This is a genomic window from Brevibacillus centrosporus (assembly GCF_046622605.1).
Classification (GTDB): domain Bacteria; phylum Bacillota; class Bacilli; order Brevibacillales; family Brevibacillaceae; genus Brevibacillus; species Brevibacillus centrosporus.
Genome location: NZ_CP176856.1, coordinates 3,415,652 through 3,441,125, shown reverse-complemented (window position 1 = coordinate 3,441,125; position 25,474 = coordinate 3,415,652). Strand labels below are relative to the sequence as shown.

Below are 25,474 nucleotides of genomic sequence, written 5' to 3'. Positions count from 1 at the left end.
AGCTAATCGAGTGGCGTATCGCGATTTTTGTGTATGAGGCAGGTTTTCACGTAATCAACTGACTGGAGAAATCGTTTTCAAATTTGCCATAACTTGTTGTGTAACTTTCCCTAACATCTGTTGACAGGATTTATGAACTTGCATAGAATAGGGGTAAGGAATAACAAGTGAGGAGGGACAAGTCATGAGTGATGACATTCGTCGAAATATGGCCCTCTTTCCCATTGGGATCGTCATGAAATTGACGGATCTTACTGCGAGGCAAATTCGCTATTATGAACAAAACGAGCTCATTCAGCCAGCCCGCACCGAAGGGAAACAGCGCCTTTTCTCTTTCAATGATGTGGATCGATTGCTGGAAGTGAAAGCACTGATTGAAAAAGGTTTGAACATTGCTGGCATCAAGCAAGTATTGCAGATGCAAGTGCCTATTGAGAAGTCATCTGAAATTACGGTGACCTCAGAGGCGAAGCGCAAGGAAATGACGGAAAAAGACTTGCATCAGCTTTTGAAACAGCAAATCATGTATCGCAATGCTTCTCGTCACGGCGAGGATGCATTGATACGTGGGGAGCTTTCCCGCTTCTTCCACTGATATAGAGCTTTACCTAGAGACAGGAGGAGAGAAATGTGAGCAAGTACACAAGAGAAGACATTATGCGTTTGGCTCAAGAAGAAGATGTAAGGTACATCCGCCTGCAGTTTACCGACCTGATGGGGGTAATCAAAAACGTAGAAATCCCTCTGTCCCAGCTGCCTAAGGCACTCGACAACAAAATGATGTTCGACGGATCTTCCATCGAAGGTTTTGTTCGTATCGAGGAATCCGATATGTACCTGGTACCAGATCTGGATACTTGGGTCGTATTCCCTTGGGGCAATGAGCACGGTAAAATCGCTCGCCTGATCTGTGATATCTTCAATCCTGATGGTACTCCATTTGAGGGAGACCCGCGCTACATCCTGAAGCGCGCTCTGAAAGAAGCGGAAGAAATGGGCTTCAGTGCGTTTAACGTCGGCCCAGAACCTGAGTTTTTCCTGTTCAAACTGGATGAAAAAGGCGAACCAACTCTCGATCTGAATGACCAAGGTGGATACTTCGACTTTGCTCCACTCGATTCCGGTGAAAACTGCCGCCGCGATATCGTACTGACGTTGGAGAAAATGGGCTATGAAGTAGAAGCTTCTCACCATGAAGTAGCTCCAGGTCAACATGAGATCGACTTCAAATACGCAAATGCTCTGCAAGCAGCAGACCAAATCCTGACCTTCAAGCTCGTTGTAAAAACCATTGCGCAAAAGCATGGTCTGCACGCGACCTTCATGCCAAAACCTCTGTACGGGGTAGCTGGTTCCGGTATGCACGCCAACCAATCTCTCTTCCGTGGAAACCAAAATGCTTTCTACGATGAGACTGATGAAATGGGCCTGAGCCAAACCGCGAAACACTATCTGGCTGGTATTTTGAACCACGCTCGCGGATTTACTGCGATCACAAACCCGCTGGTAAACTCCTACAAACGTCTGGTTCCGGGCTACGAAGCTCCTTGCTATGTTGCGTGGTCTGCGAAAAACCGTTCTCCGCTGATTCGTATTCCAGCATCCCGTGGAATGGGTACTCGTATCGAAGTACGCAGCCCAGACCCAGCAACCAACCCTTACCTCGCTTTGGCTGTGATGCTGAAAGCAGGTCTGGATGGAATCAAGAACAAGGTAGAGGTACCACCAGCGATTGATCGCAATATCTACGTGATGAACGAGCAAGAGCGCGAAGAAAACGGTATTTCTAACCTGCCTGCTACTTTGAAAGAAGCGATCGAGTGCCTGAAATCTGATCCAGTGATTTGCGAAGCGCTGGGTGAGCATGCTCTGCTGCACTTCATCGAAGCAAAAGAAATCGAGTGGGATATGTTCCGCACACGCGTTCACGCATGGGAGCGCGAGCAGTACATGAGCACTTATTAATTAGCCAAACCCCTTGTGCCACTAGGTGCGAGGGGTTTTTCTCTCTGTTTGGGGAATTAACTCCCTCGTTGCATATAGGTTAACTTTCGATAGCAGACAGCCATTTGCAATTGGCTTAGTATGAAAATGCCCATTGTAAGAGCTTGTCTTGTTCGTTGGTGGAACGCCGTGTGCGATGAAAGTCGCCCGCATGGTGTAGGCTCGTCCGAAAACCGCACAAGGTTAGGCGAGAATAGCGAAGATGAAGAAGCTCCTTCTTTAACAGATGACGTGGAGGTGAGCATTCGCCCAGGTGGCAATGCCGTTCAGATTACGGCGAGCTTTAACGAGGACATAAAAGGATTCCGACTGCAGTACGTCAGCTTGAGCGACGGAGTTTACAATGATTTTGACATCACAGATTTGGATGTTGGAATCGGCACGTACAAGTGGACAGAAGACGGTGACGATCACGTGACTTCAACGGTGACCAAGGATACGGAGCCGAATGGCAGATTTGAAATTTACAAATTCGAACGGCCAGATGGATCATTTTACGAATTATGGCTAGACAATCAGGGAAGCACCATCTCCATCATTTTCAGTACGCCATATGGCCTCGAGGATGACACATTCCGTTCTTATGTTGAGATGCTGATTGCCGATTTTTCCACCCACTTGATGGTAACAGATGAGGCTGGCAATACCTCGAGCGATCTGCTGCACGAATAGTAGACGAGACTTTCAAAAAGAAATTTGACAACGAATAAAAAGTGTTGTAAAAATGATGTAACCAATTGAACGAATCAAATTCATTGACGAGAAAGAGTAAGCTATTTCCTTGTTCCCCAGAGAGTTGGCCATGTGCTGAAAGCCAACGTTCAAGATATAGCCGAAAATCCTCTCCGAGAAGGAAGGCTGAAGCGTGCAAGTAAGCTGACCCGGGATCCCGCCGTTAAAAGGGACGCGTATGATGGTACGTAGTAGAGTGCTGAAAAGTCATGGCTGCCATGATCTTTTTGGAACAAGGGTGGTAACGCGAGAGTAAATCTCGTCCCTTAGGGGGCGGGATTTTTTTGTTTTTTTCGGGCCCATCTTCCATCACATTTCATTTAGGAAAGGATGGCCGTCAGATGAAAAGTGTTGATGTGAAAGAAAAAGCGAGGGCTCGTGAGCTCAGGGTTTTGCACCAATGGAGGCAGGAAAATACCTTCCAAAAATCAATCGAAAATCGGGCGGGGAAACCCAATTTTGTATTCTACGAAGGTCCGCCAACAGCCAATGGACAGCCACACATCGGTCATGTCCTTGGTCGGGTCATCAAGGATTTCATCGGTCGATATAAAACGATGGCAGGGTATCGGGTTGTCCGTAAAGCTGGCTGGGATACGCATGGACTGCCCGTAGAACTTGGGGTGGAAAAGCAGCTGGGCATTTCGGGTAAACAGGAGATCGAAAACTACGGAGTAGAGAAGTTCGTAGAAAAATGCAAGAGCAGTGTATTTGAATACGAAAGGCAATGGCGCGAGCTGACAGAGGGGATTGCGTACTGGACGGATATGGATAATCCCTACATTACGCTAACCAATTCCTACATCGAGAGTGTTTGGCAAATCCTGTCCGAGATCCACAAAAAGGATCTGCTGTATAAAGGACATCGCGTGAGCCCCTATTGCCCGGATTGTCAGACGACGCTAAGCTCGCATGAAGTAGCACAAGGCTATGAAGACGTGAAAGACCTGAGTGCGACCGTGAAGTTCCGCAGTAAAAAGAATAGTGACATCTTTCTTGCGTGGACGACGACACCTTGGACACTTCCCGCAAATGTGGCTTTGGCGATCAACAAAGATCTCGACTATGTACGTGCACAGAAAAATGGCGAAGTGTACGTGGTAGCCAAAAATCTGGTGGAGTCCGTCATGAAGGATGATTTCGTCATCTTGTCTACGCATAAAGGTGCAGAATTCATTGGGACTCCGTACGAACCACCGTTTGCCTATATCCATGTGGATAAAGGCCATATGGTAGTGGATGCAGACTACGTCAGTGATAAAAGCGGTACGGGTATTGTCCATACGGCCCCAGCTCATGGGGAAGACGATTACCGGACAACACGCCAGCATGACCTGGATTTTGTCAATGTGGTTAACCTGGCTGGACGTTATACCGATCAAGTCACAGATTTTGCTGGACGCTTTGTCAAAGAGTGTGACGTAGACATCGTGAAAGACTTGGCTCATCGTGGCTTGCTATTTTCAAAGGAGCGCTATGAGCACAGTTACCCGTTTTGCTGGCGCTGCAAATCTCCGTTGCTCTATTACGCGATGGAGAGCTGGTTCATTAAGACGACGGCAATTAAAGAACAGTTGATCGAAAATAACCGAAAAATAGAGTGGTATCCGGGGCATTTACGAGACGGCCGATTCGGCAAATTTCTTGAGGAACTGGTAGACTGGAACATCAGTCGCAACCGTTATTGGGGAACCCCGCTCAACATCTGGCTCTGCCAGGATTGCGGATGTGAGTATGCACCCGGAAGTATAGACGAACTGCGCCAGAGGGCAATCGAACCGGTCGATGAGAGCATAGAGCTGCATAAGCCTTTTGTGGATGCGGTAAAGCTGCGCTGTTCCTGCGGTGGTACGATGGAAAGAACGCCAGAGGTCATTGATGTGTGGTTCGACAGTGGGTCGATGCCTTTTGCTCAGCACCATCATCCGTTTGGCAATGAAAAAGACTTTCAGGAGCAGTATCCGGCTGACATGATTTCGGAAGGGATTGACCAGACGAGAGGATGGTTTTTCAGTCTGCTGGCGGTATCCACGCTCTACAATGGCAAGGCACCTTACAAAGCTGTCATTTCAACCGGTCATGTACTGGATGAGAACGGTCAGAAGATGTCCAAAAGCAAAGGGAATGGGATCGATCCGTGGGAAGTAATCGATGAGTTCGGTGCGGATGCGTTTCGCTGGGCTCTCTTGTCAGACAGCGCTCCTTGGAGCAGCAAGCGGTTTTCCAAACGCATTGTGGCGGAGGCGAAGTCAAAAGTCATCGATACGATCCAAAACATCCACGCCTTTTATGCCATGTACGCCTTGCTGGATCAATATACTCCCGCGCCTGATCAGCAGGCAGTCACTAACGAATTGGACCGCTGGGTGCTATCCCGATTGAATTCTACCTTGCTGCAGGTGAAGAAAGGTCTTGAGACGTACGATTTTATGAACCCGGCAAAAGAGATAGAAGCGTTTGTGGATGACCTGAGCAACTGGTACATCAGACGTTCCCGTGATCGTTTCTGGGGCACCGAGATGACGGAAGACAAACGATCTGCCTACCAAACCCTGCATCAAGTTCTTGTGACCCTAGCCCAGATGATTGCTCCGTACACGCCTCTGATTGCAGATGATATCTATGGCAACCTGGAAGGAGAGCAGAGCGTCCATTTGTCCGACTATCCAAAGGCGAACACGTCTGCTATCGATACGAACCTGGAGCAGGAGATGGAAATGGCACGGCAGGTTGTCGAGCTTGCGCGAAACATCCGAAATGAAACGGGGATCAAGACACGCCAGCCATTGGCAGAGCTTTTGCTGACCACGGAACGGGTGTTTCCGCTCGATCGCTTTGCTCCCATCATCAAAGAGGAAGTCAATGTGAAAGAGGTAAGAATGGAAAAAAGCGAGGCTGGCTTTGTTTCCTATCACTTCAAGCTGAATCTAAAACAGGCAGGGAAAAAATACGGCAAGCTCGTAGCGCCGATCCAGGAATTATTGAAGGGACTGACTGATACAGAGGCTGCGCAGGTAATGGCAGAAGGAGGTGTGAACCTCACTGCAGAGGGAGAGAAGGTGCGAATTCCTTTGGATGAATTGCTGGTCGAAAAGCAAGGGAAGCGAGGATTTGCATCGGCTTCGGGCTATCAGCTGCAAGTCGCTTTAAATACGACGCTTACAGAGGAACTAAAACAAGAGGGTCTCGTCCGGGAAGTGATTCGTGTGATCCAGGACTATCGCAAGAAGCTCGATTTACCGATCGAAAAAAGGGTGTCCCTCACACTGGATGCAGATGAGCTAGTGAGAGAAGCGATCGAGCGATTCAAGCAAGTGCTTTGGAAAAGTGTATTGCTTGCTGAATTACGCTATGGGAATGAGCAGGATATGGAAACATTCTCGTTAGGTAATACCAGCGTACGTTTGCGTATCGAATAGTAGAGGAAGCTATATCGAATCAAAAGCGACAAGCCGAGCTCACGCTTCTAACGGATGAGATCGGCTTGTCGCTTTCTTGCCTTGCTGCCAAACATGCGGAACAGTTCTTCTTGAGAGTAAGGCTCTAATTGGAAGAGGGCTAGATAAGGATCAGCACCCGCAATCCCAAAGTAAAGGGCAAAGGCAGGCTCTGTCTTGATGCCTTGCTGCTTGAGCTTGCGAATCTCTTGATAAGCGTTTGGACCGCCCATTTCCAGGAGTCTCGCTTCAATAACCATGTGACGATATGCATTTTGCTGTTCAACGGCAACTGATTGCGCAAAGATCTCAAAGAGAAAGCTTTCCGCAGAAAAACGGATAACGCTGGTAGGGACTCTGTTTACCAGGAGGCGAGTCTCCTGATATCCATCCCATTCTCCATAGAATGCCCGGACACTGGCATCAAACTGTTCGAGATCGTCGCTCGTACAAATAATATCGAGGTCGCTCTCCGCAATGTCGATGTCCAAGGGAATGGTGCCGGCAAGGACGGGATCGTAGGCTTTCAGGTTCTCCATGACACGTGTTGAAGTGAGCGCATCCCAAGCAGCGCGTTGCTTTGATGTGCCTGTCTGTAAATAAGAAAGATCACGCCAATTTTTCATGAGTTGCCTCCATTTTGCATCCATCTGCACATTTTGGGTAACGATCGTAGGGAAGGGCAGTTCTTTCATTGTAGTAGGGAGCGAAACAGAGTGCAACGGAAATGAAAATCACACGTATACCTTACAGAGAGGAGTGGGAGCTGTGGATATACTGCTATGGATTGTCGTAGTAGCCTTGTTTGTACTGAGCATTGCGGGGATCTTCCTGCCGGTTTTGCCTGATACGATTCTGCTGTGGGTAGGCTTTCTGCTCTATCACTTTTTTATTGCAGATCCAGGAGCAGGACTGCCTTCATCCTTCTGGTGGGGGATGGTTGCCCTCAGCGTGCTTTTATACGGAGCGGATCTTTTAACCAACATGTACTTCGTGAAAAAATACGGGGGCTCCAAATGGTCATCCGTAGCTGCTGTCGTGGGGATTCTAGCGGGGATCTTCCTGTTCCCTCCATTCGGAATGATCATCTTGCCATTCGTTTTCGTCGTTCTCGTGGAGCTTCTTATCCAAAACCAAACACTGGAGAGAGCGGTCAAAGCGGGCTTTGGTTCGTTGATTGGTTTTTTGGGAAGTGCAGTCGTGAAAGTCGTCTTGCAAGTGGCGATGATCATCTGGTTTTTCATCGCGAGATAACAACAGAAAAAGACAGCCGCGGCTGTCTTTTTTCTTTTTTTGCGTATTAATGAATCAAGCGATAGACGCCGATGACTTTTCCCAAAATAGAGACAGCATCCAAAATGATTGGCTCCATCGTCGCGTTCTCTGGCTGGAGGCGGAAGTGATTCTTTTCTTTGAAGAAGCGTTTGACAGTAGCCTCATCTTCTTCTGTCATGGCGACTACGATATCCCCGTTGTTGGCGACGTGCTGTTGACGAACGATGACGTAATCGCCGTCGAGAATCCCTGCATCGATCATACTGTTTCCGGAAACGCGCAGCATGTACACCTTGTCCGATGTAACGATATTCTCAGGCAGCGGGAAGTACTCTTCCACGTCTTCAATTGCCGTAATGGGCTGTCCGGCAGTTACTTTCCCGATAACTGGGACACGAACAACGGAATCTTCAAAATCATCTTGAAAGCGATCTTCCTCAGACAGAAGCTCAATCGCGCGAGGCTTGGTAGGGTCGCGGCGGATGAGGCCTTTTTTCTCTAGGCGAGCTAAGTGTCCGTGGACAGTAGAGCTGGAGGCAAGACCAACTGCTTCACCGATTTCACGCACGGAAGGGGGATATCCTTTATCGCGCACTTCTTTACGGATGAAATCGATGATGGCTTGCTGTCGATTGGATAGTTTTGACATAGAAGACACCTCTATTTTCTCGAACATATTTTCCTATATTATACCATGGGATCTTGCGTTCGACAAACATAAGTTCGATTTTTTATTGACATGAACGTATGTTCCCATGTATGATGATAACAAGAAAACAGAACGTACGTTTGCAGGAGGGAATTATGATGTCTGTTGTGACTGTACATAATCGATTTGCGAAAAAGGAAACGCGCCGAGCAAGGGTGGGTATTACGCGCGGACAGGCTATTATGTTTGTAGTGAGCTTCTCTCTCTTTTTTTACTTGTTGACCGAACTAGTGTTTGCTTCTGATGCGAATGCAGTCCTCCCTGTAAAGGAAGTAACCGTCCGTGAGGGAGACAGCCTGTGGAAGCTGGCGATTCGTTATCAGGAAGAGGCGCAGATGGAAGTAAATGAGCTGATCCTCGCGATCCAAGAGGTAAATGAACTGGAGAGTGTCATCATTTATCCTGGACAGACCTTGAAGATCCCCGTTACATCCGAGCAAGGATTGTGAAAGCTTGGTTGATCTGCTTGCGTAGTGTCCTTGTTATGGTATAATGGAGCGGCATTACTTACAGGTGGGGAGGAACCAGTAGTGGTATCTGACGCAGAAATCAAACGCATCAACGAATTGGTGAAAAAGTCCAAGGAAGTTGGGCTGACCGATGAGGAAAAACTCGAACAAAAAGCCCTTCGTCAAAAATACATCGATGCCGTAAAAATGTCGCTGCGTGCGAATTTGGACTCGATCCGTTATGTGGAAGACCTTGAAGAAAATGGACGAAAACAGTAAGATAACATGTATTGATAGCACAGACATCCTCGCTTGAAGCTGGGGTGTCTTTTTATTCCGAATTGAGGTAAAGGAGAGCGGAAAAATGACGTGGCTGGCAGTAGCGATTGGAGGAGCTGTTGGTTCAGTTATGCGTTATGGACTATCGCTATTGGCGAATCTACCAGGATGGCCGCTGGGGACATGGCTTGCGAACATACTTGGATCTTGCCTGATCGGAATCCTCTCTGTTTGGGGGAAAGAAAAAGGAGTCCTTTCTCCGGAGCTCTATTTGTTGTTCACAACAGGTGTGATGGGCGGATTTACGACCTTTTCTACTTTTTCTCTGGAAGTCGTTACTTTCTGGGGAGAAGGACAAGTGATTCGTGGAATCCTTTATGTATTGCTAAGTGTTGGAGTCGGATTAATATCTTGTTTAGCTGGTATTTGGCTGGCGAGACAGTGGACGTAACGCTTTTGGATGAGACGAATGAGAGGGGGGATGGGTATGAGTACCCAGCACCGGGAATATGAACAGGAACAAAAGAAGTTGGATGATACCATCGCGATAATTGACAGTGAAATCACACAATTACGCGAGGACATTCGCGAAGCAACGGATGATTATGTCAAACAGGTTGTCAATTCAAAGAAAGCTAAAGAATTGCGCTACCTGGAAGACCACGGACGTGAAAAGCCTTATTTCGGGCGTGTTGATTTCCTGAAGGATGAAGTATACGAGCTGGACCAGGTCTATATCGGCAAACGGGGGATCGTCCGTGGTGACACCTTTGATTCTGTCGTCGTTGACTGGAGGGCACCGATTGCGAGTCTTTATTATTCCGGTGAGAGCAAGGAAGCCTTCTACCGGATGGGTCGTGAGATTGTGCGGGGAGAAGTCACTTTGAAGCGCAATTTTGCGATGGAAGACGGCAAAATTACCGGTATTTACGATGGGGCTGTCAAAGAAACCATTCATCGAGAAATGGGAGATCCGGATGACTTCCTGCAAGAGGGATTCATCGATGAGTTTTTGGCAGCGAATCTCAATCAGGCAAACGACAGTCGTCTGAAAGACATCGTCGCGACGATTCAATCAGAACAAAATGACATTATCCGGGCAGAAAAAGAACGTCCAATAGTCGTGCAAGGGGTCGCCGGTAGTGGAAAGACAACGATTGCTTTACATAGACTTTCTTATCTGATTTACAATTATCAGGACACGATGCTTTCGAAAAAATTCATGGTGTTCGCTCCGAACCGGATGTTCCTAACCTATATATCCGACGTCCTCCCAGAGCTCGGAGTTGATGATGTCCAGCAATCGACATTCGTTGACTGGGCTGCACGACTTGTCAAACCGCTTCTCCCGAAAGGCTGGAGAATTACTAGCCCGGATAAACCACTACAGCTGTTCTTTGAGGATGGTCAGGATGAGCGCGAACAGGAGCTTGCCCGAAATCGTCTGCGCTTTAAAGGCTCGCTTGCATGTAGGAATGCACTAGAACAATACATTCGCTTCGTGATTGAAACGAGGATCCCCTTTAAGAAGCTAAGCTTCCAGTACAACAAGACCAAACAGGTCTTTACGATCAGCGGGGAGTTCATCCGCCAAAGCTTCCTCGAGCAATTTGCCAATTTGCCGTATCAGCGCCGGCTCGATGCATTGCGCAAGCATCTGAAGCAGGAGATGAATAAGCAGATGTTCGCCCACCTCCGCGAGCTGAAAATAGATCTAGATAAACAGGGTCTTGCGAAGTTCGAAAAAATGCTGGAGCAGATTTTGGAAACGTACATGACTTCTTTTCCGCAGCTCGATGTCTTCGCGTCGTACAAGGAGATGGTTACGGATGAAAGTCTCCTTCGGAAGCTGGTAACGGCTGAGGTAGATGACCAAGTTTTGCAGGATGTCTGCCAATCCTCTCGCAATCTGTTCGCCGATGAACGGCTGGAGGCGGAGGATATTGCTCCGTTGCTGTATTTGCAGCACATTGTTGAGGGAATGAACAAGGCTGAGCATTTCGATCACACCGTCATCGACGAAGCACAGGACCTGAGTGCGTTGGAGATTGCCGTTGTGTCTTTGGCTACCAAAAATCAATCCCTCACGATCGTGGGAGATATAGCCCAAGGGATCCATTCCTATCGCGGTATTCACGCGTGGGAGGAGCTTACCCAAGGAATTTTTCAAAAGCTTCGCCCTTCCTACTACACGCTGTCGCAAAGCTATCGATCCACGATCGAGATCATGAAGTGCGCAAACGAGGTGCTGATCCAAATTGACCTGCCAGAGACTGTACTCGCAAAACCGGTACTACGGCATGGAGACAAACCGATAATGGTAAGTCCAGCCACGAGAGAAAAGCTGTGGGAGGATGTTGCCAAACGAGTAGCGGAATACCGCGCCCAAGGCTTTCAAACCATTGCCATCGTGACGAAAACGATCGGAGCCAGCAAAAAGGCGCAGAAAGGCTTGCAGGGCAAAATCGAGGATATGACGCTGCTGAGCAGTAAAGATAATCAGTTTCCCGGTGGTGTCACTGTCATGCCGGCTTATTTGACAAAGGGCTTGCAGTTTGATGTGGTTATCCTGTTGGACGTGGATCAATATACGAACTCGGAATGGGATGCCAAGCTGTTGTACGTAGCGATGACCCGCCCTGTTCACCGACTGGTTATGACCCACGTCGAGGGCAGTGTGCCACCGCTTTTGTGTGAGATGCCCGCAGCGTTATACGATCGGGCAGAATAAGTGCAAATAAAAAATCCCCCTGCAATGTCTGTAGGGGGATTGCTGTCTTGAAGTCGTGCTGATTAGTGATCGCCCGTGTTTCCTTTAGAAGGGTTTGTGATCACAAAGCCTTCTTGTGGCAGGTACAGGTAGTCCAGAATGATTCCGTCCAAGAGGGGCTCATCTTTTTTCACAATGACATCGATTTCTTTGTCCGTTTCGATTACTTCGTCTTCTTCCGTCGGCTTGTCCAGCGCGAGACCGTAGTGCGCATGGTCACTATGTGCGTGTGTGATATAGACGCGAAGCTTCAGATCCTTGTCTTCCTCTTGGTCGATGATGGTTTTTAATTGTTTCGCTGCATTGCGCGTAATTTTCACTTTCATCGGGCAGGACTCCTAACCTTTTATGTATGTTTCCATTCCATATTAGCAAAGAGGGAATTCCCTATGCAATGTTGAAAGTTCAGTGAACAAGGAAAGCAAAAGGGAGAGAAAACATGAAAAAGATTGATTTGCGAAGTGACACTGTAACGAAACCGACCGAAGCCATGATTCGAGCGATGGCGGAAGCGGAAGTGGGAGACGATGTATACCGGGAAGATCCAACCGTCAATCGCCTGGAGGAAATCGCAGCGGAGCGGCTGGGGAAAGAAGCAGCGCTGTTTGTCACAAGCGGCACCCAAGGCAACCAGGTAGGTGTTTTGACACACTGCGTAAATGGAGACGAAGTGATCGTCGAAGCCGAATCTCATATTTTTTATTACGAAGGCGGCGCGATGTCCGCACTAGCGGGTGTCCAGACCCGGACAGTACCAGGAGTGCGTGGTGCCCTGCGAGGCGAGGATGTCGAGAAAGCGATTCGTTCGACTACGAATATTCATTTTCCCCGTACAAAGCTGATTTGTCTGGAGAATACCCATAATCGCGCTGGCGGAGCGGTTATGACCCCTGAACAAATGAAGAGCGTGTACGAAGTGGCACAAAAGCATGGAATACCATTGCATTTGGACGGGGCACGTCTTTTCAATGCGGCAGTTGCACTCGGTGTAGACGTTCAGGAATTTAGCCGGTATACCGACACGGTACAAATTTGCTTGTCCAAGGGGCTTAGCGCGCCAGTGGGTTCCATCATTGCCGGGGATCGGGCCTTTATCGAAGAAGCGAGATGGTGGAGAAAGAAATTGGGCGGGGGGCTGCGTCAAGTCGGTTATTTGGCTGCACCTGGTATCCTCGCTTTAACGGAAATGACGGATCGTTTAGTCGAAGATCACGACCGCGCCAAACAGCTCGCGGAAGGATTCAGCAAGCTCTCTTTGGAAGTCGCTCCCGTCGATACGAACATCGTCCTGGTCAAAACCGACTCGATCCGCGTCCCTGCTGTTGAATTCCTCAAGCTGCTCAGCGACAGAGGGGTGTACGCCGTTGACTTTGATGAATACATGATCCGGTTTACGACGCACCGCCATATCACGGAGAATGATATCCAGTATGTGTTAGAAGTCGTGGAATCTTTGATCGCTGGTGTATCTACAGCGCAATAGCAAAAGCGGGGCAGCTCCGATCTGACCATTTGGTGAGGTTGGGGCTGTTTTGTTGTGTAAATCCGCTTAACCAAAGCAATACTATAGCTAACCAACATAGGGGAAAAGAGGGATGGACATGATATCGGCCAAAGATCGAGGACGAATTCAGGCGCAGATGCAGCGCGACGAAAGCAAGATCGTCAATATCGTATTAAGCGATGCCCAACAGGTGGCGGGAGAAATCGAAAAAGCCACCCACGAGGGCATTTTCATGGTGGATGGCCGTTATTACGGTTATGACAGTATAAAAGAAATCAACGGGCTGTAAAGAGAAACAACCATACTAGAGTCTGGGGGCAGGGAAGAAGTGGCGAAGACTGTCTGGCAGTTCCTTTTGCCACAGCCCCCAGACATGATTACCGGGCTTTTCCCGGTAGGACAGCTCAGCATACTTGGACTCCAGGATTTGCTTGGCTTCCCGGTTCCATTGAACAAAGTCGAAGGTGCCCATATGCGTTTCTACAGCGAGCTCATCCAAGCCCACCACCATCCATATTCGCAGCCAGGACAGGCTGGGTGCATTTTGGAGCTGATCCAGGGTTGGCTGGAAGAAGGCACCGGATAAAGCCAGTACCCGCGTAAATACTTCAGGGTGGTCCAAAGCGAGATGGAGAGAAACCGTGCCGCCTAAAGAGTCGCCGGCCAATATGCGTGAGGCGGGATCACGACGAACAGGATAACGCTCTTCGATAAAAGGAACGAGTTCCTCTGTGAAAAATCGTTTGTACGCAGCGTTGCGCGAGCCCACCGGGGAGTATTCGCTGGTACGCTTGCTTCGCTCAACGGAGACGCCTACGATCAGGAAGGGCTCGATGCCTTCCTCTAGGATTAACTGGTTTGCGATCGTCGCGATCCGCCCCATTGTAAAGAAGTCATTTCCATCCTGGCAATACACAACCGGATAGGAAAGCAGCTCATTATAGCCGGGCGGCAGATAGACTTTCACAGAGCGTGGAGTGTCCACATGGATGCTGGGCACTTCTTCTTTTATGATCGTTCGCTTAACATATTCGGACATGAATTCCACCACCAAAATTTACTTTTTCAAAAAGAAAGTCCTTGAAATAAACTGATACAGCTACTATAGTAAATGATAACAGAACGGAAATAAACCCTGTAATATCAATACTATAACACATTGAACAGACATTTTGTCTGCAGTATAACAGGGTGTGCAGGAATATCTGGAAACGGATTTTCTGCATGTTCCAGCTGTTCTTTTCCTTTTCTTACAGGGTATCCACCGGCAGGATCCATGATTCTTGACTGAACGGACAGTCGACCTATCAGTCTAGTCCAGGAAAGCCTAGCCAAGGAGCCTTTAATTCCAGTGACGAGGTGAATGAGATGAGCGTAACCACTGCTGTTGAACAAACAGAGAACAACGCCCCGCTGCAAATTCTTGCTCCGGACGGAACGGTTGTTCGTCCTGACTTGATGCCTAATCTCTCCGATGATGAATTGCGTGAACTGATGCGTAAAATGGTATTTACCCGTGTATGGGACCAACGTGCAATCAGCTTGAACCGCCAAGGCCGTTTGGGCTTCTATGCACCAGTAGCAGGACAAGAAGCGAGCATGATCGGTTCTGAAGCTGCACTGTCAAAAGAAGATTTCATCCTGCCAAGCTACCGCGATATTCCGCAAATGGTATGGCATGGTTACCCAATGCACAATGCGTTCCTGTATTCTCGTGGACATATTGAAGGCGGACGTATTCCTGAGGGTGTAAACGTTCTAATGCCACAAATCATCATCGCTGCACAATGTACGCAAGCAACGGGTGTTGCTATGGGTTACAAGCTGCGTGGTGAAAAACGTGTAGCGATCAACTACTTTGGTGACGGTGCGACTTCCCAAGGTGACTTCTACGAAGGGATGAACTACGCAGGGGTTTACAAACTGCCCGTTATCTTCTTCTCGCAAAACAACGGCTATGCGATCTCCCTGCCGTTCGAAAAACAAACAGCTTCCGAAAACATCGCTGTCAAAGCGGTTGCTGCAGGTATCGCAAGCGAGCGCATTGATGGTATGGACATCATGGCTGTCTACTACGCAGTTCAAAAAGCAAAAGAGCGCGGCGTAAATGGCGAAGGCGCTACCTTGATCGAAGCACTGACTTACCGTTATGGTCCACACACCATGGCTGGTGACGACCCAACTCGTTACCGTACAGGCGAAGAGCAAAGCGAGTGGGAGCTGCGCGATCCATTGATCCGTTTCCGCAAGTTCCTCGAAGCAAAAGGCCTGTGGAACGAAAAAGATGAAGAAGCAGTTATTGAAGAAGCGAAAAAAGCAGTTGCAGACGCGATCAAAAAAGCGGACGAAACTCCGAAAATGAAAGTATCTGAGCTGATCGATGTAATGTTCGAGACACTGCCACCAGCATTGGAAGAGCAAAAGGCAGAATACCTGGCAAAGGAGTCGAAATAAGCCATGGCACAAATGACAATGGTTCAAGCCATTACGGACGCGATGCGCGTTGAGTTGAAACGCGACGAGACCGTACTTGTCTTCGGGGAAGACGTAGGGAAAAACGGCGGGGTATTCCGTGCGACAGAAGGGCTGCAATCCGAGTTTGGCGAGCAGCGCGTATTTGACACTCCTTTGGCTGAGTCCGGTATCGGTGGACTGGCTGTAGGCTTGTCCATCAACGGTTTCCGTCCAGTAGCGGAAATCCAGTTCTTTGGATTCGTATTTGAAACCTTCGATGCGATTGCTTCCCAAGCGACTCGTATGCGTTACCGTTCTGGTGGACGCTTCCACAGTCCAGTGACTTTCCGCTCCCCATTTGGTGGCGGCGTAAAAACTCCTGAGCTGCATGCGGACTCTCTGGAAGGCTTGATGCTGCAAACGCCGGGTCTGAAAGTGGTTATCCCTTCCAACCCTTACGATGCAAAAGGTCTGTTGATCTCCGCGATCCGCGACAACGATCCAGTTGTTTTCCTGGAGCACATGAAGCTGTATCGTTCCTTCCGTCAAGAAGTTCCAGAAGGCGATTACAGCATTCCGCTGGGTAAAGCGAATGTAGTAAAAGAAGGAACAGATGCAACCATCATCACTTATGGTGCAATGGTGCACACCAGCTTGAAAGCTGCAGAAGAAATTGAAAAAGCTCGTGGAGCAAAGGTAGAAGTAATCGACCTGCGCACCATCAGCCCACTCGATATCGACACCATCGTGGAATCCGTGAAGAAAACCAACCGTGCAATCGTTGTGCAGGAAGCGCAAAAAACTTCCGGCGTAGCAGCGGAAATCATCACGCAAATCAACGAACGTGCGATTTTGCACCTCGAAGCTCCCGTTCTGCGTATCACTGCACCGGATACCGTTTATCCGTTCGCACAAGCAGAAGACGTATGGCTTCCAGATGTGAAACGCGTTGTGGATGGTTTGACACAAGTGCTGGATTTCTAATTAACCAAACATAATCGGCGGAAAGATGTGAGCTTTCCGCCTTCTTTTGGCAGAGACAATATGGCGAAGAGTTTATAAGGAGGAGATATCGTGAGTCGTTTTACATTCAGACTCCCGGAGCTCGGCGAGGGCATCCATGAAGGCGAAATCGTCAAATGGCACGTACAACCGGGAGATTCCGTAGAAGAAGACCAAGTCATTATGGAAGTGCAAAATGACAAGGCGGTTGTAGAAGTACCATCGCCTGTTAAAGGGAAAGTCCTCGAACTGAAAGTAACAGAGGGTACTGTTTCCGTAGTAGGTGACCCGCTGATTGACTTTGAAGTGGAAGGCGAAATTCCTAACCTGCCAGACCACGGTCATGGCGAGGCTCCTGCAGCTGAACCTCCAGCAGCACCAGCAGCTGCTGAGAAGATGGAACCAGGCTGCGATATCGGCTCTCAAGTGAGTGCGAATGCGAACCAAGCATTGGAAACGCCTATGGCTCAAGCAACTGCGACAGCTGTAGCAGCTCCAATCGATCGGAAGCATGTTCTCGCAACTCCATCCGTACGTAAATACGCTCGTGAAAAAGGCGTGCAACTGGCAAATGTACCTGGAACAGGCAAACTGGGACGAATTACTCGCGAAGACGTAGATCGTTTCGCAGCAGGCGGAGTGGCACCAGCAGCATCTGCTGTAGCTGCAGCACCAGCTGAAGCGGCGGCAGTAGCACCAGAAGCTGCAGCAGCACCAACTGGCGTGGCTCAAGCATCGGCAGCTCCAACTGTTCACTACACGCCATCGGCAGCTGGTGAATTGGAAGAGCGCGTACCACTCAAAGGCATGCGCAAAGCGATCGCAAAAGCTATGGTGAAATCTGCTTACACGGCTCCACATGTAACCATCTTTGATGAAGTGGATGTAACTGCACTCGTGGCTATGCGCAAAGACGCAAAACCATTGGCAGAAGAGCGTGGCGTGAAGCTGACTTACCTGCCGATGATCGTAAAAGCGGTAGTAGCTGGGCTGAAAAAGTTCCCAGAACTGAACGCATCCATCGATGATGAAAAACAAGAGGTTATCTATAAAAAATACTACAACATCGGTATCGCTACTTCGACAGAGGACGGCCTGCTGGTGCCTGTAGTGAAAGCTGCAGACAGCAAATCCATCTTCCAAATCGCTGGTGAAATCGGCGAACTGGCGAAGAAAGCTCGTGATCGCAAAGCGACTGCAGATGAGCTGAAAGGTTCTACTTTCAGCATCACAAACATCGGATCTGCTGGCGGTATGTTCTTTACCCCAATCATCAACCACCCAGAAGTGGCGATCTTGGGCGTAGGACGCATCAGTGAAAAACCGATCGTGAAAAACGGAGAAATCGTGGTTGGCCAAATGCTGCATCTGTCTCTCAGCTTTGACCACCGCTTGGTTGATGGCGAACCGGCTCAACGTTTCGTCAACTACGTGAAGCAGCTCTTGGAAAACCCAACGCTGCTCGTCATGGAGGGGTAATCAACAATGGTAGTAGGTGAATTTACTACAGAAGTAGACGTGCTTGTAATCGGTGCAGGTCCAGGCGGGTACGTGGCGGCTATTCGTGCCGCCCAGCTGGGCAAAACCGTTGCTGTTGTGGAAAAAGCGGATCTGGGTGGCGTATGTCTGAACGTAGGCTGCATCCCGTCCAAAGCGATGATCCACGCTGCACATACTTATGAGCATGCTCAACATACCGAGTCCATGGGGATCACCATGGAAAACGTGAAAGTCGACTTTGCCAAAGTGCAAGAGTGGAAAAGCGGCGTTGTGAAGCAACTGACAGGTGGCGTAGGCTCCCTGTTCAAAGGTCACAAAATCCAGGTAATTCCAGGTGAAGCCCTGTTCGTAAGCGAAAACGAAGTTCGTGTCTTCCATGGCTACGATGTAAACCGTTACCGCTTTGAGCATTGCATCATCGCGACAGGTTCCCGTCCGATCGAGCTGCCAGCGTTCCCATTTGGCAAACGCGTTCTGTCCTCGACAGAAGCCCTCAGCTTGACTGAGCTGCCGAAGAGCATGGTTGTCATCGGTGGAGGATACATCGGAATCGAGCTGGGTACCGTGTTTGCCAAGTTCGGAACGAAAGTAACCATCCTGGAAGGTGCCGATCAAATCCTGCCAGGCTTTGAGCCAGATATGCCTCGTTTGGTGGAACGCAAGCTGAAAAAGCTGGACGTAACCATCCATACAAAAGCACTGGCACAAGGCATGGAAGAAACCGAAAACGGTGTGGTTGTTACCGCTGAAGTGAAAGGCGAACAAAAACAAATCGAGGCAGAATACATCCTCGTCACAGTGGGTCGCCGTCCAAATACAGACGAACTGGGTGTACGTGACATCGGCATGAACCTGACTGACCGTGGCTTGATCGTGGTAGACAAACAAGGCCGCACCAACATTCCAAACGTATATGCGATTGGTGACATCGTAGCAGGTCCTGCACTGGCTCACAAAGCTTCTTATGAAGGGAAAGTGGCAGCGGAAGCAATCGCTGGACACCCGTCTGAAGTAGACTACAAGGCCATTCCTGCTGTTGTTTTCTGCGACCCTGAAATTGCAAGCGTAGGAATCAATGAAAAGGAAGCGAAAGAAAAAGGAATCGACTACATCGTGGGCCGTTTCCCATTCGCAGCAAACGGTCGTGCGCTGTCCATGAATGCCGGAGAAGGCTATGTGAAGCTGATCGGTGAAAAAGGAACCAACCTTGTGTTGGGAGCGCAAATCGTGGGTGCTGAAGCATCCAACATCATCGCAGAGATCGGATTGGCAATTGAAATGGGAGCGACTCTCGAGGATATCGAGCTGACAATCCATGCCCATCCAACTTTGGGTGAAGTAACGATGGAAGCGGCTGAACTGGCATTGGGTCATCCGATTCATGTCATGAAGTAATCATCCTTTTGAAAAGATCAAAGCCTTGCACATGTAGCGTGCAAGGCTTTTTTCTTCCACATCTTACCCTTTCCACCGATTCTTATATAATGTAAAATAGTGGGAGACTTAAGTTGGGTGGGGGTCGGCAGCATGGAAGCTACGAATCGGATGATTGATGACTTGCGCCGCAAACTGGAGCGTGCAGCAAAAGATGCAGGCTACAATTTTCTTGACCCTGAAATTGTCAGGATAAGTCAACAATTAGACAAACTAATTGTCGCTCATATGCTACATGAAAAACGCCCTTCATAGGGCGTTTTTTGTGGAAGCGGTTGGTGGCGAAAACGAATACAGCAAGTGTGCATTTTTCCCCTTTTTAGTCAGTAGGGGTTCAGCAAAATAATAATAGCTTGGATACAGGATTAGCTGCTGTACCTCAGCTGGTGGACAGTCGATTGGACAGTAGAGGCAATGCTCGGCTTCCTCATAGCGGAGCGCAGGAAAAATGGATTGCAGCAGTTCAATAGCAGTTGCTGCGTTCTCTAAAGCGAGATGGATTCTCTCTGCTTCTTTGACGAAGAGGGGGGCGATGGTCTCCCAGTTTGCTTCAAAGGAGAGCTGCCAGTAGGAAGAAACAAACAGACTGAAACGTCCCTTCACATAGTCAGAATCGTCGAGCAGATCATCGGCTACCTGTGGACGAATATGATGCTGATTCCACTGCTCCAGAGCGGGAGAAAGACTGCGTACAAACTGATCGGTAGGAAGTGTCACGAAATACTCGTACTGATCATTGACGGCCATGACGCCTTTCGTTTGAAAAGGATCAAAGCTGTCCGGAATCCCGTAGCGAAAAAGAGGAAGCAAATACTCCCAATCTTTCATCAAGCGTGCTATTTGAATGTGGGATATTTTTTCTGTACACCAATCTGCCAATCGCTCGGGAGGATTCAGCTGTGCAAGAGTGTGCAGACTGGCTGCAAGCTCGTATAATGGTGAGACGCTGTAGCTGAATGTGTGCGAGAGTGGGCTTGCAATCGGAAGCGGAATCTTGATCATCTTGATACCTCCAACAAGGATACTGCCTTCATCATAGTCCATCCTTGTGGGACAATTCAATCTTTTTGGTGTAAAATATAGGAAAAAGGTACTACCCGACTCCGGATGGGCAGTCGGGTAGTTTTATTAACGTGTAGGAATTTATAAGCGTTCACGTTTATGAATTCCGGAGCGCATGGCGAAGTGCCTCAGCGTCCGCTTCTGGCATTACTTCGGTAAAACTTTCCGCTAAAACGCGGTCGCTCCTCCTTGAACAGGCCTCGATAGAAGTTTTCTTAACCTTCTCTTGTTTTAATAGCGCGGCTGTGGTTTTCCTGCTTCACTTTCTTCGAGCCCGGCATCGGTTCACCCGTCTGCTCAATTCCTCTTGCTTCATTATTATACGTTTGATGTGGGTTCTCATCTAAAATATGATCTTTTTCCATACAATCAGCTCCTTCGCTATGTATCTTTTTGTAGTTTGTCGCAATCGAAGGATGACGAACCATAGGAATAACTGGTATTCTAGAAAGAAGCATGTCCACGAGCAAAGGTTGCTTCGATTGGCAATAAAACAAGGTTGGCACAAGAGTAAATGTCACACATAATATTTATTATGTAAACAAAGTGGAACAAGCATAATTTAGGTTGGCTACGCAATCAAAAAGGAGAGAATCTATGCCACGTCTGATCGCACCTGTGTTTAATTCGACTACGCCGCAATCTGTCCGGATTGATATGCCAAACTCCTTTACGCTTATTTCAGGTGCAGAAAAGCCGTATCAGGTAGCCTCTCGTTATTTGCGCAACGAAATGGATGAGAACAGGCGCATGTTCGACAAGCGTGTGGATATGTCCAGTCTGTTTCTCGTTGGCGATTACCCTGAAATGAGATTATCGGATGACCGTGACTGGATCGAAGAAATCGAGAACAAGCTGAACCTCGCCACGACCAGTGGAACCTGTTCGATCCCCTATGTCATTACTGCACAAGCAAACCTGTATGGAATTACGTATCTGAAGCGCTCGTTAGACGGCGGCAAATACATGTTTGACGAGGATGCGCAACGGATCTTCCTTGCCCTATTGGAGCGAAACCTGCCCACGTTGGCATTTCGGAGATATTCTCTTTCCTTGGAGAAGAAAAGCTACGAGGACCAGCTGCTTGATCTGTGGATTGGCCTCGAGTCGCTTTTTGTTCCAGATGGGAAAAAAGGAGAAATCACCTATAAGCTGCGTCTGCGTATGGCTTATTATTTTGGCGAAACGTTGAAACAGCGGGAAAAGATTGCACAGTTGATCAAAAAATCGTACAATCATCGCTCAGAGATCGTTCACAGCGGGAAAGTATTTGGAAACTCGCTGGAAGAGGAAGTAGGAATCCTTCGCCTTATGGCGCGTGCGGCGATATTGAACGTAGCGATGGAAGGAATCACCCTTCAGGATTTACGTGTGCGTCTGGACCAGTTAATTTTGACAGGCGATAGTTATTATGCCCACTATCAGCCGTCATTTTTTGAAAGAGTATCTTTGTAAACCTTGCAGAGGAATCAGAATCAGGAGGAAGAACATGAGCGTTTTGATTGTTGAGAATTTGTCCCATGGTTTTGGGGATCGCATTTTGTTTCGGGATGTATCCTTCCGTTTGCAGCCAGGGGATCACGTAGGGCTCGTAGGAGCAAATGGGACCGGTAAATCCACCATGATGGGGATTTTGACGGGACAAAATATGCCGGACAACGGTCGGATTGAATGGATGCCAAAGATCCAGTACGGATATTTGGATCAACATACGAAGCTGGAAGCAGGCAAAACGATCCGTGACATTCTGAAGGACGCTTTTCTGCCGTTGTTGGAGCAGGAAGCAGAACTGATGGTCATCGGTGAAAAGATGGCAGAGGCCTCCCCAGAGGAGCTCGAGGAACTGTTGGAGCGCATGGGCGAGATTCAGGATAAGCTGGAAACCAGCGGCTTTTATTTGATCGATGCCAAAGTAGAGGAAATCGCAAATGCATTGGGATTAAGTGCGATTGGTCTGGAGCGCGACGTTGCTTCCCTGTCAGGGGGACAACGGACAAAAGTATTGCTGGCAAAGCTGCTTTTGGAACAGCCAACTGTCCTTTTGCTGGATGAGCCGACCAACTACCTGGACGAAGAGCACATCGTTTGGCTAAAAAACTACTTGAAGGAATACCCGTACGCTTTCATGCTGATTTCCCATGATACTTCCTTCATGAACGAAGTCGTTAACGTCATTTACCACTTGGAATTTACCAAGCTGAACCGATATACCGGTAACTATGAGTCCTTCCTGGCTCAATCGGAAACGAAGCGCAGTCAGCACTTCGATGCGTTTGAAAAACAACAGGAAGAAATCGCGAAAATGGAAGACTTTATCGCTCGCAACAAAGCACGTGCGTCTACAACGGGACGAGCGAAAAGCCGGCAAAAGCAGCTGGATAGAATGGATCGCATCGACAAGCCAGAAACAGCGGCGAAACCGTCCTTTATTTTCAAAGAATCCCGTGCTAGCAGCCGTTTCGTCGTGGAAGCGGAGAATCTGGAAATCGGTTATTCTCATCCGCTTCTGCCAAAGCTGAGCGTCTCGCTGGAACGCGGGGAAAAAGTGGCGATCGTGGGAATGAACGGCGTCGGGAAATCGACCCTGCTGAAGACCTTGCTCGGCGTAATCAAGCCGCTTAACGGCAAGCTGGATCGCGGTGATTTCCTCCATCCTGCTTACTTTGAGCAAGAGGTAAAAGCCAAGCCAGTGACGGCTCTCGAAGAAGTGTGGAACGAGTTTCCATCGATGAACAATCACGAGGTGCGCGGAGCTTTGGCACGCTGTGGCTTGAAAAACGAGCATATCAACCGAAATATGAATGCACTCTCTGGGGGAGAGCAGGCAAAAGTGCGTCTTTGCAAGCTGCTCCAGCGCGAGAGCAACTGGCTTGTATTTGACGAGCCGACCAACCACTTGGACGTAGTGGCGAAGGAAGAGCTCAAGCGTGCACTCAAAGAGTTCAAAGGTACCGTTCTGCTCGTTTGCCACGAACCTGAATTCTTTGAAGATTGGGTTACTCAGGTCTGGGATGTAGAAAAATGGAGTTTGGAACAAGCTAAGACACCGATCAAACTGTAAAAGAAACAAAGAAAACAGGCAGCCCACGGTTCAGTGGAGCTGCCTGTTTTAGCGTGCGGTTATGGCCGCGCATTGCGCATACGGATCATGGAGAATTGCAGTGTGCGAGGAAGTAGAAATTCCCGCAGGGGAGTGAGCGACGGTGTCAATCTCAGCTCTACGTTTATGACCATCTCGGCTTGAGTCTGATCAAGGAAATAGGCTTTGTCCTCGGCGCTTGTATCCTCCTTCAACCGAAAGGCAATCCGTGGGCAATCACGGGGAAGGTAGTACATTGGCGCATGCGCTTCATCGATTGCCCAGACAGCAGGAGGAAGGCTAGGGTGAGAAGGATGGAGCCGCGGAACAAACGCTTGAATGTTTGGGTCCTCACTGAAATGATAAAGCAAGCTCATGGGACAAATTCCCTCCAGTGGTCATTCTTCCTAGCGTTAGATGACTGCCCAGGCATTGGGTAGATAACGCCCCCGATAATACGGACAAGACGTTTTCGTAATCGCTTCGCCATTGTGGAGCATCATGGAGCTGGAGCCGCCGTCCATAGCCATCGCTGTGACGATGCCCCGTTCTTCCAGCAGTTCAGCCAGGTCATTCATGCTGGCGCCAATGGAGTGACCGGGCTGTCTGCCGTCGATGACGACAAAAACGATGGTGCCGTCTTCCTTTTGACCAATGGCTGTCCGAGGCTGGATGCCCCAGCTACGAGCAGGTTTATCCGTAAAGAGGTTCTTGCCATTGACAATCAGCTGCGGGCGGAAGCTCATCGCATCGCGAACGCCCATTTTTACTAGCTGTTCTGCGGTATAGCTCCCTGTAATGAGTTTGCCTTCGTAGGTGATGCCCAGAGCAGTTTCGCCACTTTTTGGATTGTAGCCCTGCAGTATTTTTCCATCATGAATCACGACGCCGTATGCCTTCGCCCCTTTGCCGTAGCCATCTGGATCAGAAAAACCGCTCGCATTGACAATGCCAATCGCATTCGATTTTTTCACGAACTCATCGAGCAGATCCCCGCGGTCCTTGCGATTGGTTACGAGCAGCTGCACACGTGTTGGGTCATGGATGTACATGATCTTGCCCTTAAAGTAGTAATTGTCTTTTTTTACGTTGATTTCTTCAATATCAACGAGTTCTTTTGGCTTTTCTGGCAGTGGTACAACATTCGGTTTGGTTGCAGGTAGTTCTGTGGGCTTCGTGTCTGCCTCGGAGTTTATGACTTCCGGGTGCCTGATCTGGTCCTTCAAAGCCTGTAATTTGTCATCCGGAATAAACGTATAAGGTGCCCAGTAATCATGCTGCGTGGTTAATAACGTGCCGGCTGCCCATTCTCGCAAATCCTCTCCCGTGTCTGTTCCAAATAAAAAGACGAGACCACCGAGGGAGAAGAATAGAAAGGTTGAGACCGTTACGAGTAGCAAGGTTTTGACCCAACGCCATGGTCGTTTTGCTGTCCGTCTATGGGAGCGTGCCCGGGATAAGGATTGCATGTCATTTTTCACCCTGCCATTCAATAGGATTCTCTCTATTAGAATGGACGTAGAAATAGGTAAAAAGTTTCAGGGAAATAAATGAGATCATCCCGGGCAGAATAGCAAGAGGGGGTGAGCCATGTGCGAGGCTACGATAAAGAATTTCAAAAGGAAATAGAGGCTTACCAGGAAGGTCCAAAAGGGACTCGTAATCAAACAACCAGCCGAGATCGCCAGGATCAAGGGGAAATGCAGGAGACCCGTAAAGACTCCAACAACGGGTAATACACGAGTAGGCGAGGTCCAGCTGGATTTCGCCTACTTTTGCATAGG

Annotated in this window: 27 protein-coding genes and 1 other annotated feature; of the genes, 19 read left to right on the top strand and 8 right to left on the bottom strand. The window is 48.7% G+C overall.

The annotated features are described in order from the left end of the window. Positions 1 to 184 precede the first annotated feature (184 nt). From ACLIN2_RS17390 to ileS, 4 genes are all read left to right on the top strand, one after another. Positions 185 to 595, top strand: coding sequence for a MerR family transcriptional regulator (locus tag ACLIN2_RS17390; protein WP_411501692.1), 411 nt, complete (start codon positions 185 to 187; stop codon positions 593 to 595). 35 nt (positions 596 to 630) lie between these two features. Further along, complete coding sequence (gene glnA, locus ACLIN2_RS17385) at positions 631 to 1,965, top strand: type I glutamate--ammonia ligase (RefSeq protein ID WP_092266767.1); 1,335 nt, start codon at positions 631 to 633, stop codon at positions 1,963 to 1,965. A 168-nt stretch (positions 1,966 to 2,133) separates the two neighbouring features. Beyond that, positions 2,134 to 2,676, top strand: a complete 543-nt coding sequence (locus ACLIN2_RS17380) for a hypothetical protein (RefSeq protein WP_092266768.1) — start codon at positions 2,134 to 2,136, stop codon at positions 2,674 to 2,676. A 74-nt stretch (positions 2,677 to 2,750) separates the two neighbouring features. After that, positions 2,751 to 3,006: a binding site (T-box leader), on the top strand. Between the two features lie 71 nt (positions 3,007 to 3,077). After that, a complete protein-coding gene (ileS, locus tag ACLIN2_RS17375) occupies positions 3,078 to 6,155 on the top strand; it encodes an isoleucine--tRNA ligase (protein WP_411501691.1) in 3,078 nt (1,025 codons plus the stop codon). A gap of 47 nt (positions 6,156 to 6,202) precedes the next feature. Here the strand turns inward: ileS and ACLIN2_RS17370 are convergent, their stop codons facing one another. Then, on the bottom strand, positions 6,203 to 6,799 hold the full coding sequence (locus tag ACLIN2_RS17370; protein WP_411501690.1) for a DUF4269 domain-containing protein: 597 nt from the start codon (positions 6,797 to 6,799) through the stop codon (positions 6,203 to 6,205). Positions 6,800 to 6,941: 142 nt separating this feature from the next. Between ACLIN2_RS17370 and ACLIN2_RS17365 the strand changes: the two genes are divergently transcribed. After that, positions 6,942 to 7,427 (top strand): DUF456 domain-containing protein, encoded by a 486-nt coding sequence (locus ACLIN2_RS17365; protein ID WP_122959429.1) that lies wholly within the window; start codon positions 6,942 to 6,944, stop codon positions 7,425 to 7,427. 46 nt (positions 7,428 to 7,473) lie between these two features. Here the strand turns inward: ACLIN2_RS17365 and lexA are convergent, their stop codons facing one another. Continuing rightward, positions 7,474 to 8,097 carry a transcriptional repressor LexA gene (gene lexA / locus ACLIN2_RS17360; RefSeq protein ID WP_055747083.1) on the bottom strand — a complete coding sequence of 208 codons (624 nt, stop codon included), beginning with the start codon at positions 8,095 to 8,097 and terminating at the stop codon, positions 7,474 to 7,476. A 158-nt stretch (positions 8,098 to 8,255) separates the two neighbouring features. Here lexA and ACLIN2_RS17355 point away from each other — a divergent pair, with 158 nt between their 5' ends. The 4 genes from ACLIN2_RS17355 (at position 8,256) to ACLIN2_RS17340 (ending at position 11,616) form a co-directional block, all read left to right on the top strand. Next, on the top strand, positions 8,256 to 8,606 hold the full coding sequence (locus ACLIN2_RS17355; RefSeq protein WP_411501689.1) for a cell division suppressor protein YneA: 351 nt from the start codon (positions 8,256 to 8,258) through the stop codon (positions 8,604 to 8,606). 81 nt (positions 8,607 to 8,687) lie between these two features. Then, positions 8,688 to 8,885, top strand: coding sequence for a DUF896 domain-containing protein (locus tag ACLIN2_RS17350; protein WP_092266771.1), 198 nt, complete (start codon positions 8,688 to 8,690; stop codon positions 8,883 to 8,885). 85 nt (positions 8,886 to 8,970) lie between these two features. Next, positions 8,971 to 9,336: a fluoride efflux transporter CrcB gene (gene crcB, locus ACLIN2_RS17345; RefSeq protein WP_411501688.1), complete on the top strand. Its 366-nt coding sequence runs from the start codon at positions 8,971 to 8,973 to the stop codon at positions 9,334 to 9,336. 36 nt (positions 9,337 to 9,372) lie between these two features. Further along, positions 9,373 to 11,616, top strand: coding sequence for a HelD family protein (locus tag ACLIN2_RS17340; RefSeq protein WP_411501687.1), 2,244 nt, complete (start codon positions 9,373 to 9,375; stop codon positions 11,614 to 11,616). Positions 11,617 to 11,678: 62 nt separating this feature from the next. Here the strand turns inward: ACLIN2_RS17340 and ACLIN2_RS17335 are convergent, their stop codons facing one another. Beyond that, a complete protein-coding gene (locus ACLIN2_RS17335; RefSeq protein ID WP_411501686.1) occupies positions 11,679 to 11,981 on the bottom strand; it encodes a HesB/IscA family protein in 303 nt (100 codons plus the stop codon). Positions 11,982 to 12,094: 113 nt separating this feature from the next. Here ACLIN2_RS17335 and ltaE point away from each other — a divergent pair, with 113 nt between their 5' ends. Then, complete coding sequence (gene ltaE / locus ACLIN2_RS17330) at positions 12,095 to 13,138, top strand: low-specificity L-threonine aldolase (RefSeq protein WP_411501685.1); 1,044 nt, start codon at positions 12,095 to 12,097, stop codon at positions 13,136 to 13,138. A gap of 112 nt (positions 13,139 to 13,250) precedes the next feature. Beyond that, a complete protein-coding gene (locus ACLIN2_RS17325; RefSeq protein WP_092266776.1) occupies positions 13,251 to 13,448 on the top strand; it encodes a hypothetical protein in 198 nt (65 codons plus the stop codon). A gap of 15 nt (positions 13,449 to 13,463) precedes the next feature. Here the strand turns inward: ACLIN2_RS17325 and ACLIN2_RS17320 are convergent, their stop codons facing one another. Then, positions 13,464 to 14,198: an alpha/beta hydrolase gene (locus tag ACLIN2_RS17320; protein WP_411501684.1), complete on the bottom strand. Its 735-nt coding sequence runs from the start codon at positions 14,196 to 14,198 to the stop codon at positions 13,464 to 13,466. Positions 14,199 to 14,527: 329 nt separating this feature from the next. On the opposite strand from ACLIN2_RS17320, the gene pdhA reads away from it, so the two are divergent. The 5 genes from pdhA to ACLIN2_RS17295 all read left to right on the top strand — a co-directional run bounded on the left by pdhA (position 14,528) and on the right by ACLIN2_RS17295 (position 19,804). Then, positions 14,528 to 15,613 carry a pyruvate dehydrogenase (acetyl-transferring) E1 component subunit alpha gene (gene pdhA, locus ACLIN2_RS17315; RefSeq protein ID WP_327928843.1) on the top strand — a complete coding sequence of 362 codons (1,086 nt, stop codon included), beginning with the start codon at positions 14,528 to 14,530 and terminating at the stop codon, positions 15,611 to 15,613. Between the two features lie 3 nt (positions 15,614 to 15,616). Then, complete coding sequence (locus ACLIN2_RS17310; RefSeq protein ID WP_092266779.1) at positions 15,617 to 16,597, top strand: alpha-ketoacid dehydrogenase subunit beta; 981 nt, start codon at positions 15,617 to 15,619, stop codon at positions 16,595 to 16,597. Positions 16,598 to 16,687: 90 nt separating this feature from the next. Beyond that, on the top strand, positions 16,688 to 18,094 hold the full coding sequence (locus ACLIN2_RS17305; protein ID WP_411501683.1) for a dihydrolipoamide acetyltransferase family protein: 1,407 nt from the start codon (positions 16,688 to 16,690) through the stop codon (positions 18,092 to 18,094). Positions 18,095 to 18,100: 6 nt separating this feature from the next. Continuing rightward, positions 18,101 to 19,510, top strand: a complete 1,410-nt coding sequence (lpdA, locus tag ACLIN2_RS17300) for a dihydrolipoyl dehydrogenase (RefSeq protein ID WP_411501682.1) — start codon at positions 18,101 to 18,103, stop codon at positions 19,508 to 19,510. Between the two features lie 132 nt (positions 19,511 to 19,642). After that, positions 19,643 to 19,804 (top strand): aspartyl-phosphate phosphatase Spo0E family protein, encoded by a 162-nt coding sequence (locus ACLIN2_RS17295; RefSeq protein ID WP_092266782.1) that lies wholly within the window; start codon positions 19,643 to 19,645, stop codon positions 19,802 to 19,804. Here ACLIN2_RS17295 and ACLIN2_RS17290 read toward each other — a convergent pair. Further along, positions 19,799 to 20,551: a hypothetical protein gene (locus tag ACLIN2_RS17290; protein WP_411501681.1), complete on the bottom strand. Its 753-nt coding sequence runs from the start codon at positions 20,549 to 20,551 to the stop codon at positions 19,799 to 19,801. The two genes, ACLIN2_RS17295 and ACLIN2_RS17290, sit on opposite strands and share 6 nt — an antisense overlap. Before the next feature lie 275 nt (positions 20,552 to 20,826). Beyond that, positions 20,827 to 20,976, bottom strand: coding sequence for a small acid-soluble spore protein P (locus ACLIN2_RS17285; protein WP_092266784.1), 150 nt, complete (start codon positions 20,974 to 20,976; stop codon positions 20,827 to 20,829). Between the two features lie 232 nt (positions 20,977 to 21,208). On the opposite strand from ACLIN2_RS17285, the gene ACLIN2_RS17280 reads away from it, so the two are divergent. Together ACLIN2_RS17280 and ACLIN2_RS17275 are read left to right on the top strand one after the other, a co-directional pair. Continuing rightward, positions 21,209 to 22,066, top strand: a complete 858-nt coding sequence (locus ACLIN2_RS17280; RefSeq protein WP_122959421.1) for a HEPN domain-containing protein — start codon at positions 21,209 to 21,211, stop codon at positions 22,064 to 22,066. 34 nt (positions 22,067 to 22,100) lie between these two features. Beyond that, positions 22,101 to 23,672, top strand: coding sequence for an ABC-F family ATP-binding cassette domain-containing protein (locus tag ACLIN2_RS17275; RefSeq protein WP_411501680.1), 1,572 nt, complete (start codon positions 22,101 to 22,103; stop codon positions 23,670 to 23,672). Between the two features lie 59 nt (positions 23,673 to 23,731). Here ACLIN2_RS17275 and ACLIN2_RS17270 read toward each other — a convergent pair whose 3' ends face one another. Beyond that, on the bottom strand, positions 23,732 to 24,067 hold the full coding sequence (locus tag ACLIN2_RS17270; protein WP_411501679.1) for a DUF6886 family protein: 336 nt from the start codon (positions 24,065 to 24,067) through the stop codon (positions 23,732 to 23,734). Between the two features lie 36 nt (positions 24,068 to 24,103). After that, positions 24,104 to 25,159 carry a phosphodiester glycosidase family protein gene (locus ACLIN2_RS17265; RefSeq protein WP_400585773.1) on the bottom strand — a complete coding sequence of 352 codons (1,056 nt, stop codon included), beginning with the start codon at positions 25,157 to 25,159 and terminating at the stop codon, positions 24,104 to 24,106. Between the two features lie 123 nt (positions 25,160 to 25,282). Between ACLIN2_RS17265 and ACLIN2_RS17260 the strand changes: the two genes are divergently transcribed. Beyond that, positions 25,283 to 25,426, top strand: coding sequence for a hypothetical protein (locus ACLIN2_RS17260; protein WP_170184286.1), 144 nt, complete (start codon positions 25,283 to 25,285; stop codon positions 25,424 to 25,426). The last annotated feature ends 48 nt before the right edge of the window (positions 25,427 to 25,474 follow it).

What these genes read in the sequence shown, in the direction of transcription:
- ACLIN2_RS17390 (WP_411501692.1), top strand. Translation starts at nt 185, where the DNA reads ATGAGTGATGACATTCGTCGAAATATGGCCCTCTTTCCCATTGGGATC.
- ileS (WP_411501691.1), top strand. Translation starts at nt 3,078, where the DNA reads ATGAAAAGTGTTGATGTGAAAGAAAAAGCGAGGGCTCGTGAGCTCAGG.
- ACLIN2_RS17370 (WP_411501690.1), bottom strand. Translation starts at nt 6,799, where the DNA reads ATGAAAAATTGGCGTGATCTTTCTTATTTACAGACAGGCACATCAAAG.
- lexA (WP_055747083.1), bottom strand. Translation starts at nt 8,097, where the DNA reads ATGTCAAAACTATCCAATCGACAGCAAGCCATCATCGATTTCATCCGT.
- ACLIN2_RS17355 (WP_411501689.1), top strand. Translation starts at nt 8,256, where the DNA reads ATGTCTGTTGTGACTGTACATAATCGATTTGCGAAAAAGGAAACGCGC.
- crcB (WP_411501688.1), top strand. Translation starts at nt 8,971, where the DNA reads ATGACGTGGCTGGCAGTAGCGATTGGAGGAGCTGTTGGTTCAGTTATG.
- ACLIN2_RS17340 (WP_411501687.1), top strand. Translation starts at nt 9,373, where the DNA reads ATGAGTACCCAGCACCGGGAATATGAACAGGAACAAAAGAAGTTGGAT.
- ACLIN2_RS17335 (WP_411501686.1), bottom strand. Translation starts at nt 11,981, where the DNA reads ATGAAAGTGAAAATTACGCGCAATGCAGCGAAACAATTAAAAACCATC.
- ltaE (WP_411501685.1), top strand. Translation starts at nt 12,095, where the DNA reads ATGAAAAAGATTGATTTGCGAAGTGACACTGTAACGAAACCGACCGAA.
- ACLIN2_RS17325 (WP_092266776.1), top strand. Translation starts at nt 13,251, where the DNA reads ATGGACATGATATCGGCCAAAGATCGAGGACGAATTCAGGCGCAGATG.
- ACLIN2_RS17320 (WP_411501684.1), bottom strand. Translation starts at nt 14,198, where the DNA reads ATGTCCGAATATGTTAAGCGAACGATCATAAAAGAAGAAGTGCCCAGC.
- pdhA (WP_327928843.1), top strand. Translation starts at nt 14,528, where the DNA reads ATGAGCGTAACCACTGCTGTTGAACAAACAGAGAACAACGCCCCGCTG.
- ACLIN2_RS17310 (WP_092266779.1), top strand. Translation starts at nt 15,617, where the DNA reads ATGGCACAAATGACAATGGTTCAAGCCATTACGGACGCGATGCGCGTT.
- lpdA (WP_411501682.1), top strand. Translation starts at nt 18,101, where the DNA reads ATGGTAGTAGGTGAATTTACTACAGAAGTAGACGTGCTTGTAATCGGT.
- ACLIN2_RS17295 (WP_092266782.1), top strand. Translation starts at nt 19,643, where the DNA reads ATGGAAGCTACGAATCGGATGATTGATGACTTGCGCCGCAAACTGGAG.
- ACLIN2_RS17290 (WP_411501681.1), bottom strand. Translation starts at nt 20,551, where the DNA reads ATGATCAAGATTCCGCTTCCGATTGCAAGCCCACTCTCGCACACATTC.
- ACLIN2_RS17285 (WP_092266784.1), bottom strand. Translation starts at nt 20,976, where the DNA reads ATGGAAAAAGATCATATTTTAGATGAGAACCCACATCAAACGTATAAT.
- ACLIN2_RS17280 (WP_122959421.1), top strand. Translation starts at nt 21,209, where the DNA reads ATGCCACGTCTGATCGCACCTGTGTTTAATTCGACTACGCCGCAATCT.
- ACLIN2_RS17275 (WP_411501680.1), top strand. Translation starts at nt 22,101, where the DNA reads ATGAGCGTTTTGATTGTTGAGAATTTGTCCCATGGTTTTGGGGATCGC.
- ACLIN2_RS17270 (WP_411501679.1), bottom strand. Translation starts at nt 24,067, where the DNA reads ATGAGCTTGCTTTATCATTTCAGTGAGGACCCAAACATTCAAGCGTTT.
- ACLIN2_RS17265 (WP_400585773.1), bottom strand. Translation starts at nt 25,159, where the DNA reads ATGCAATCCTTATCCCGGGCACGCTCCCATAGACGGACAGCAAAACGA.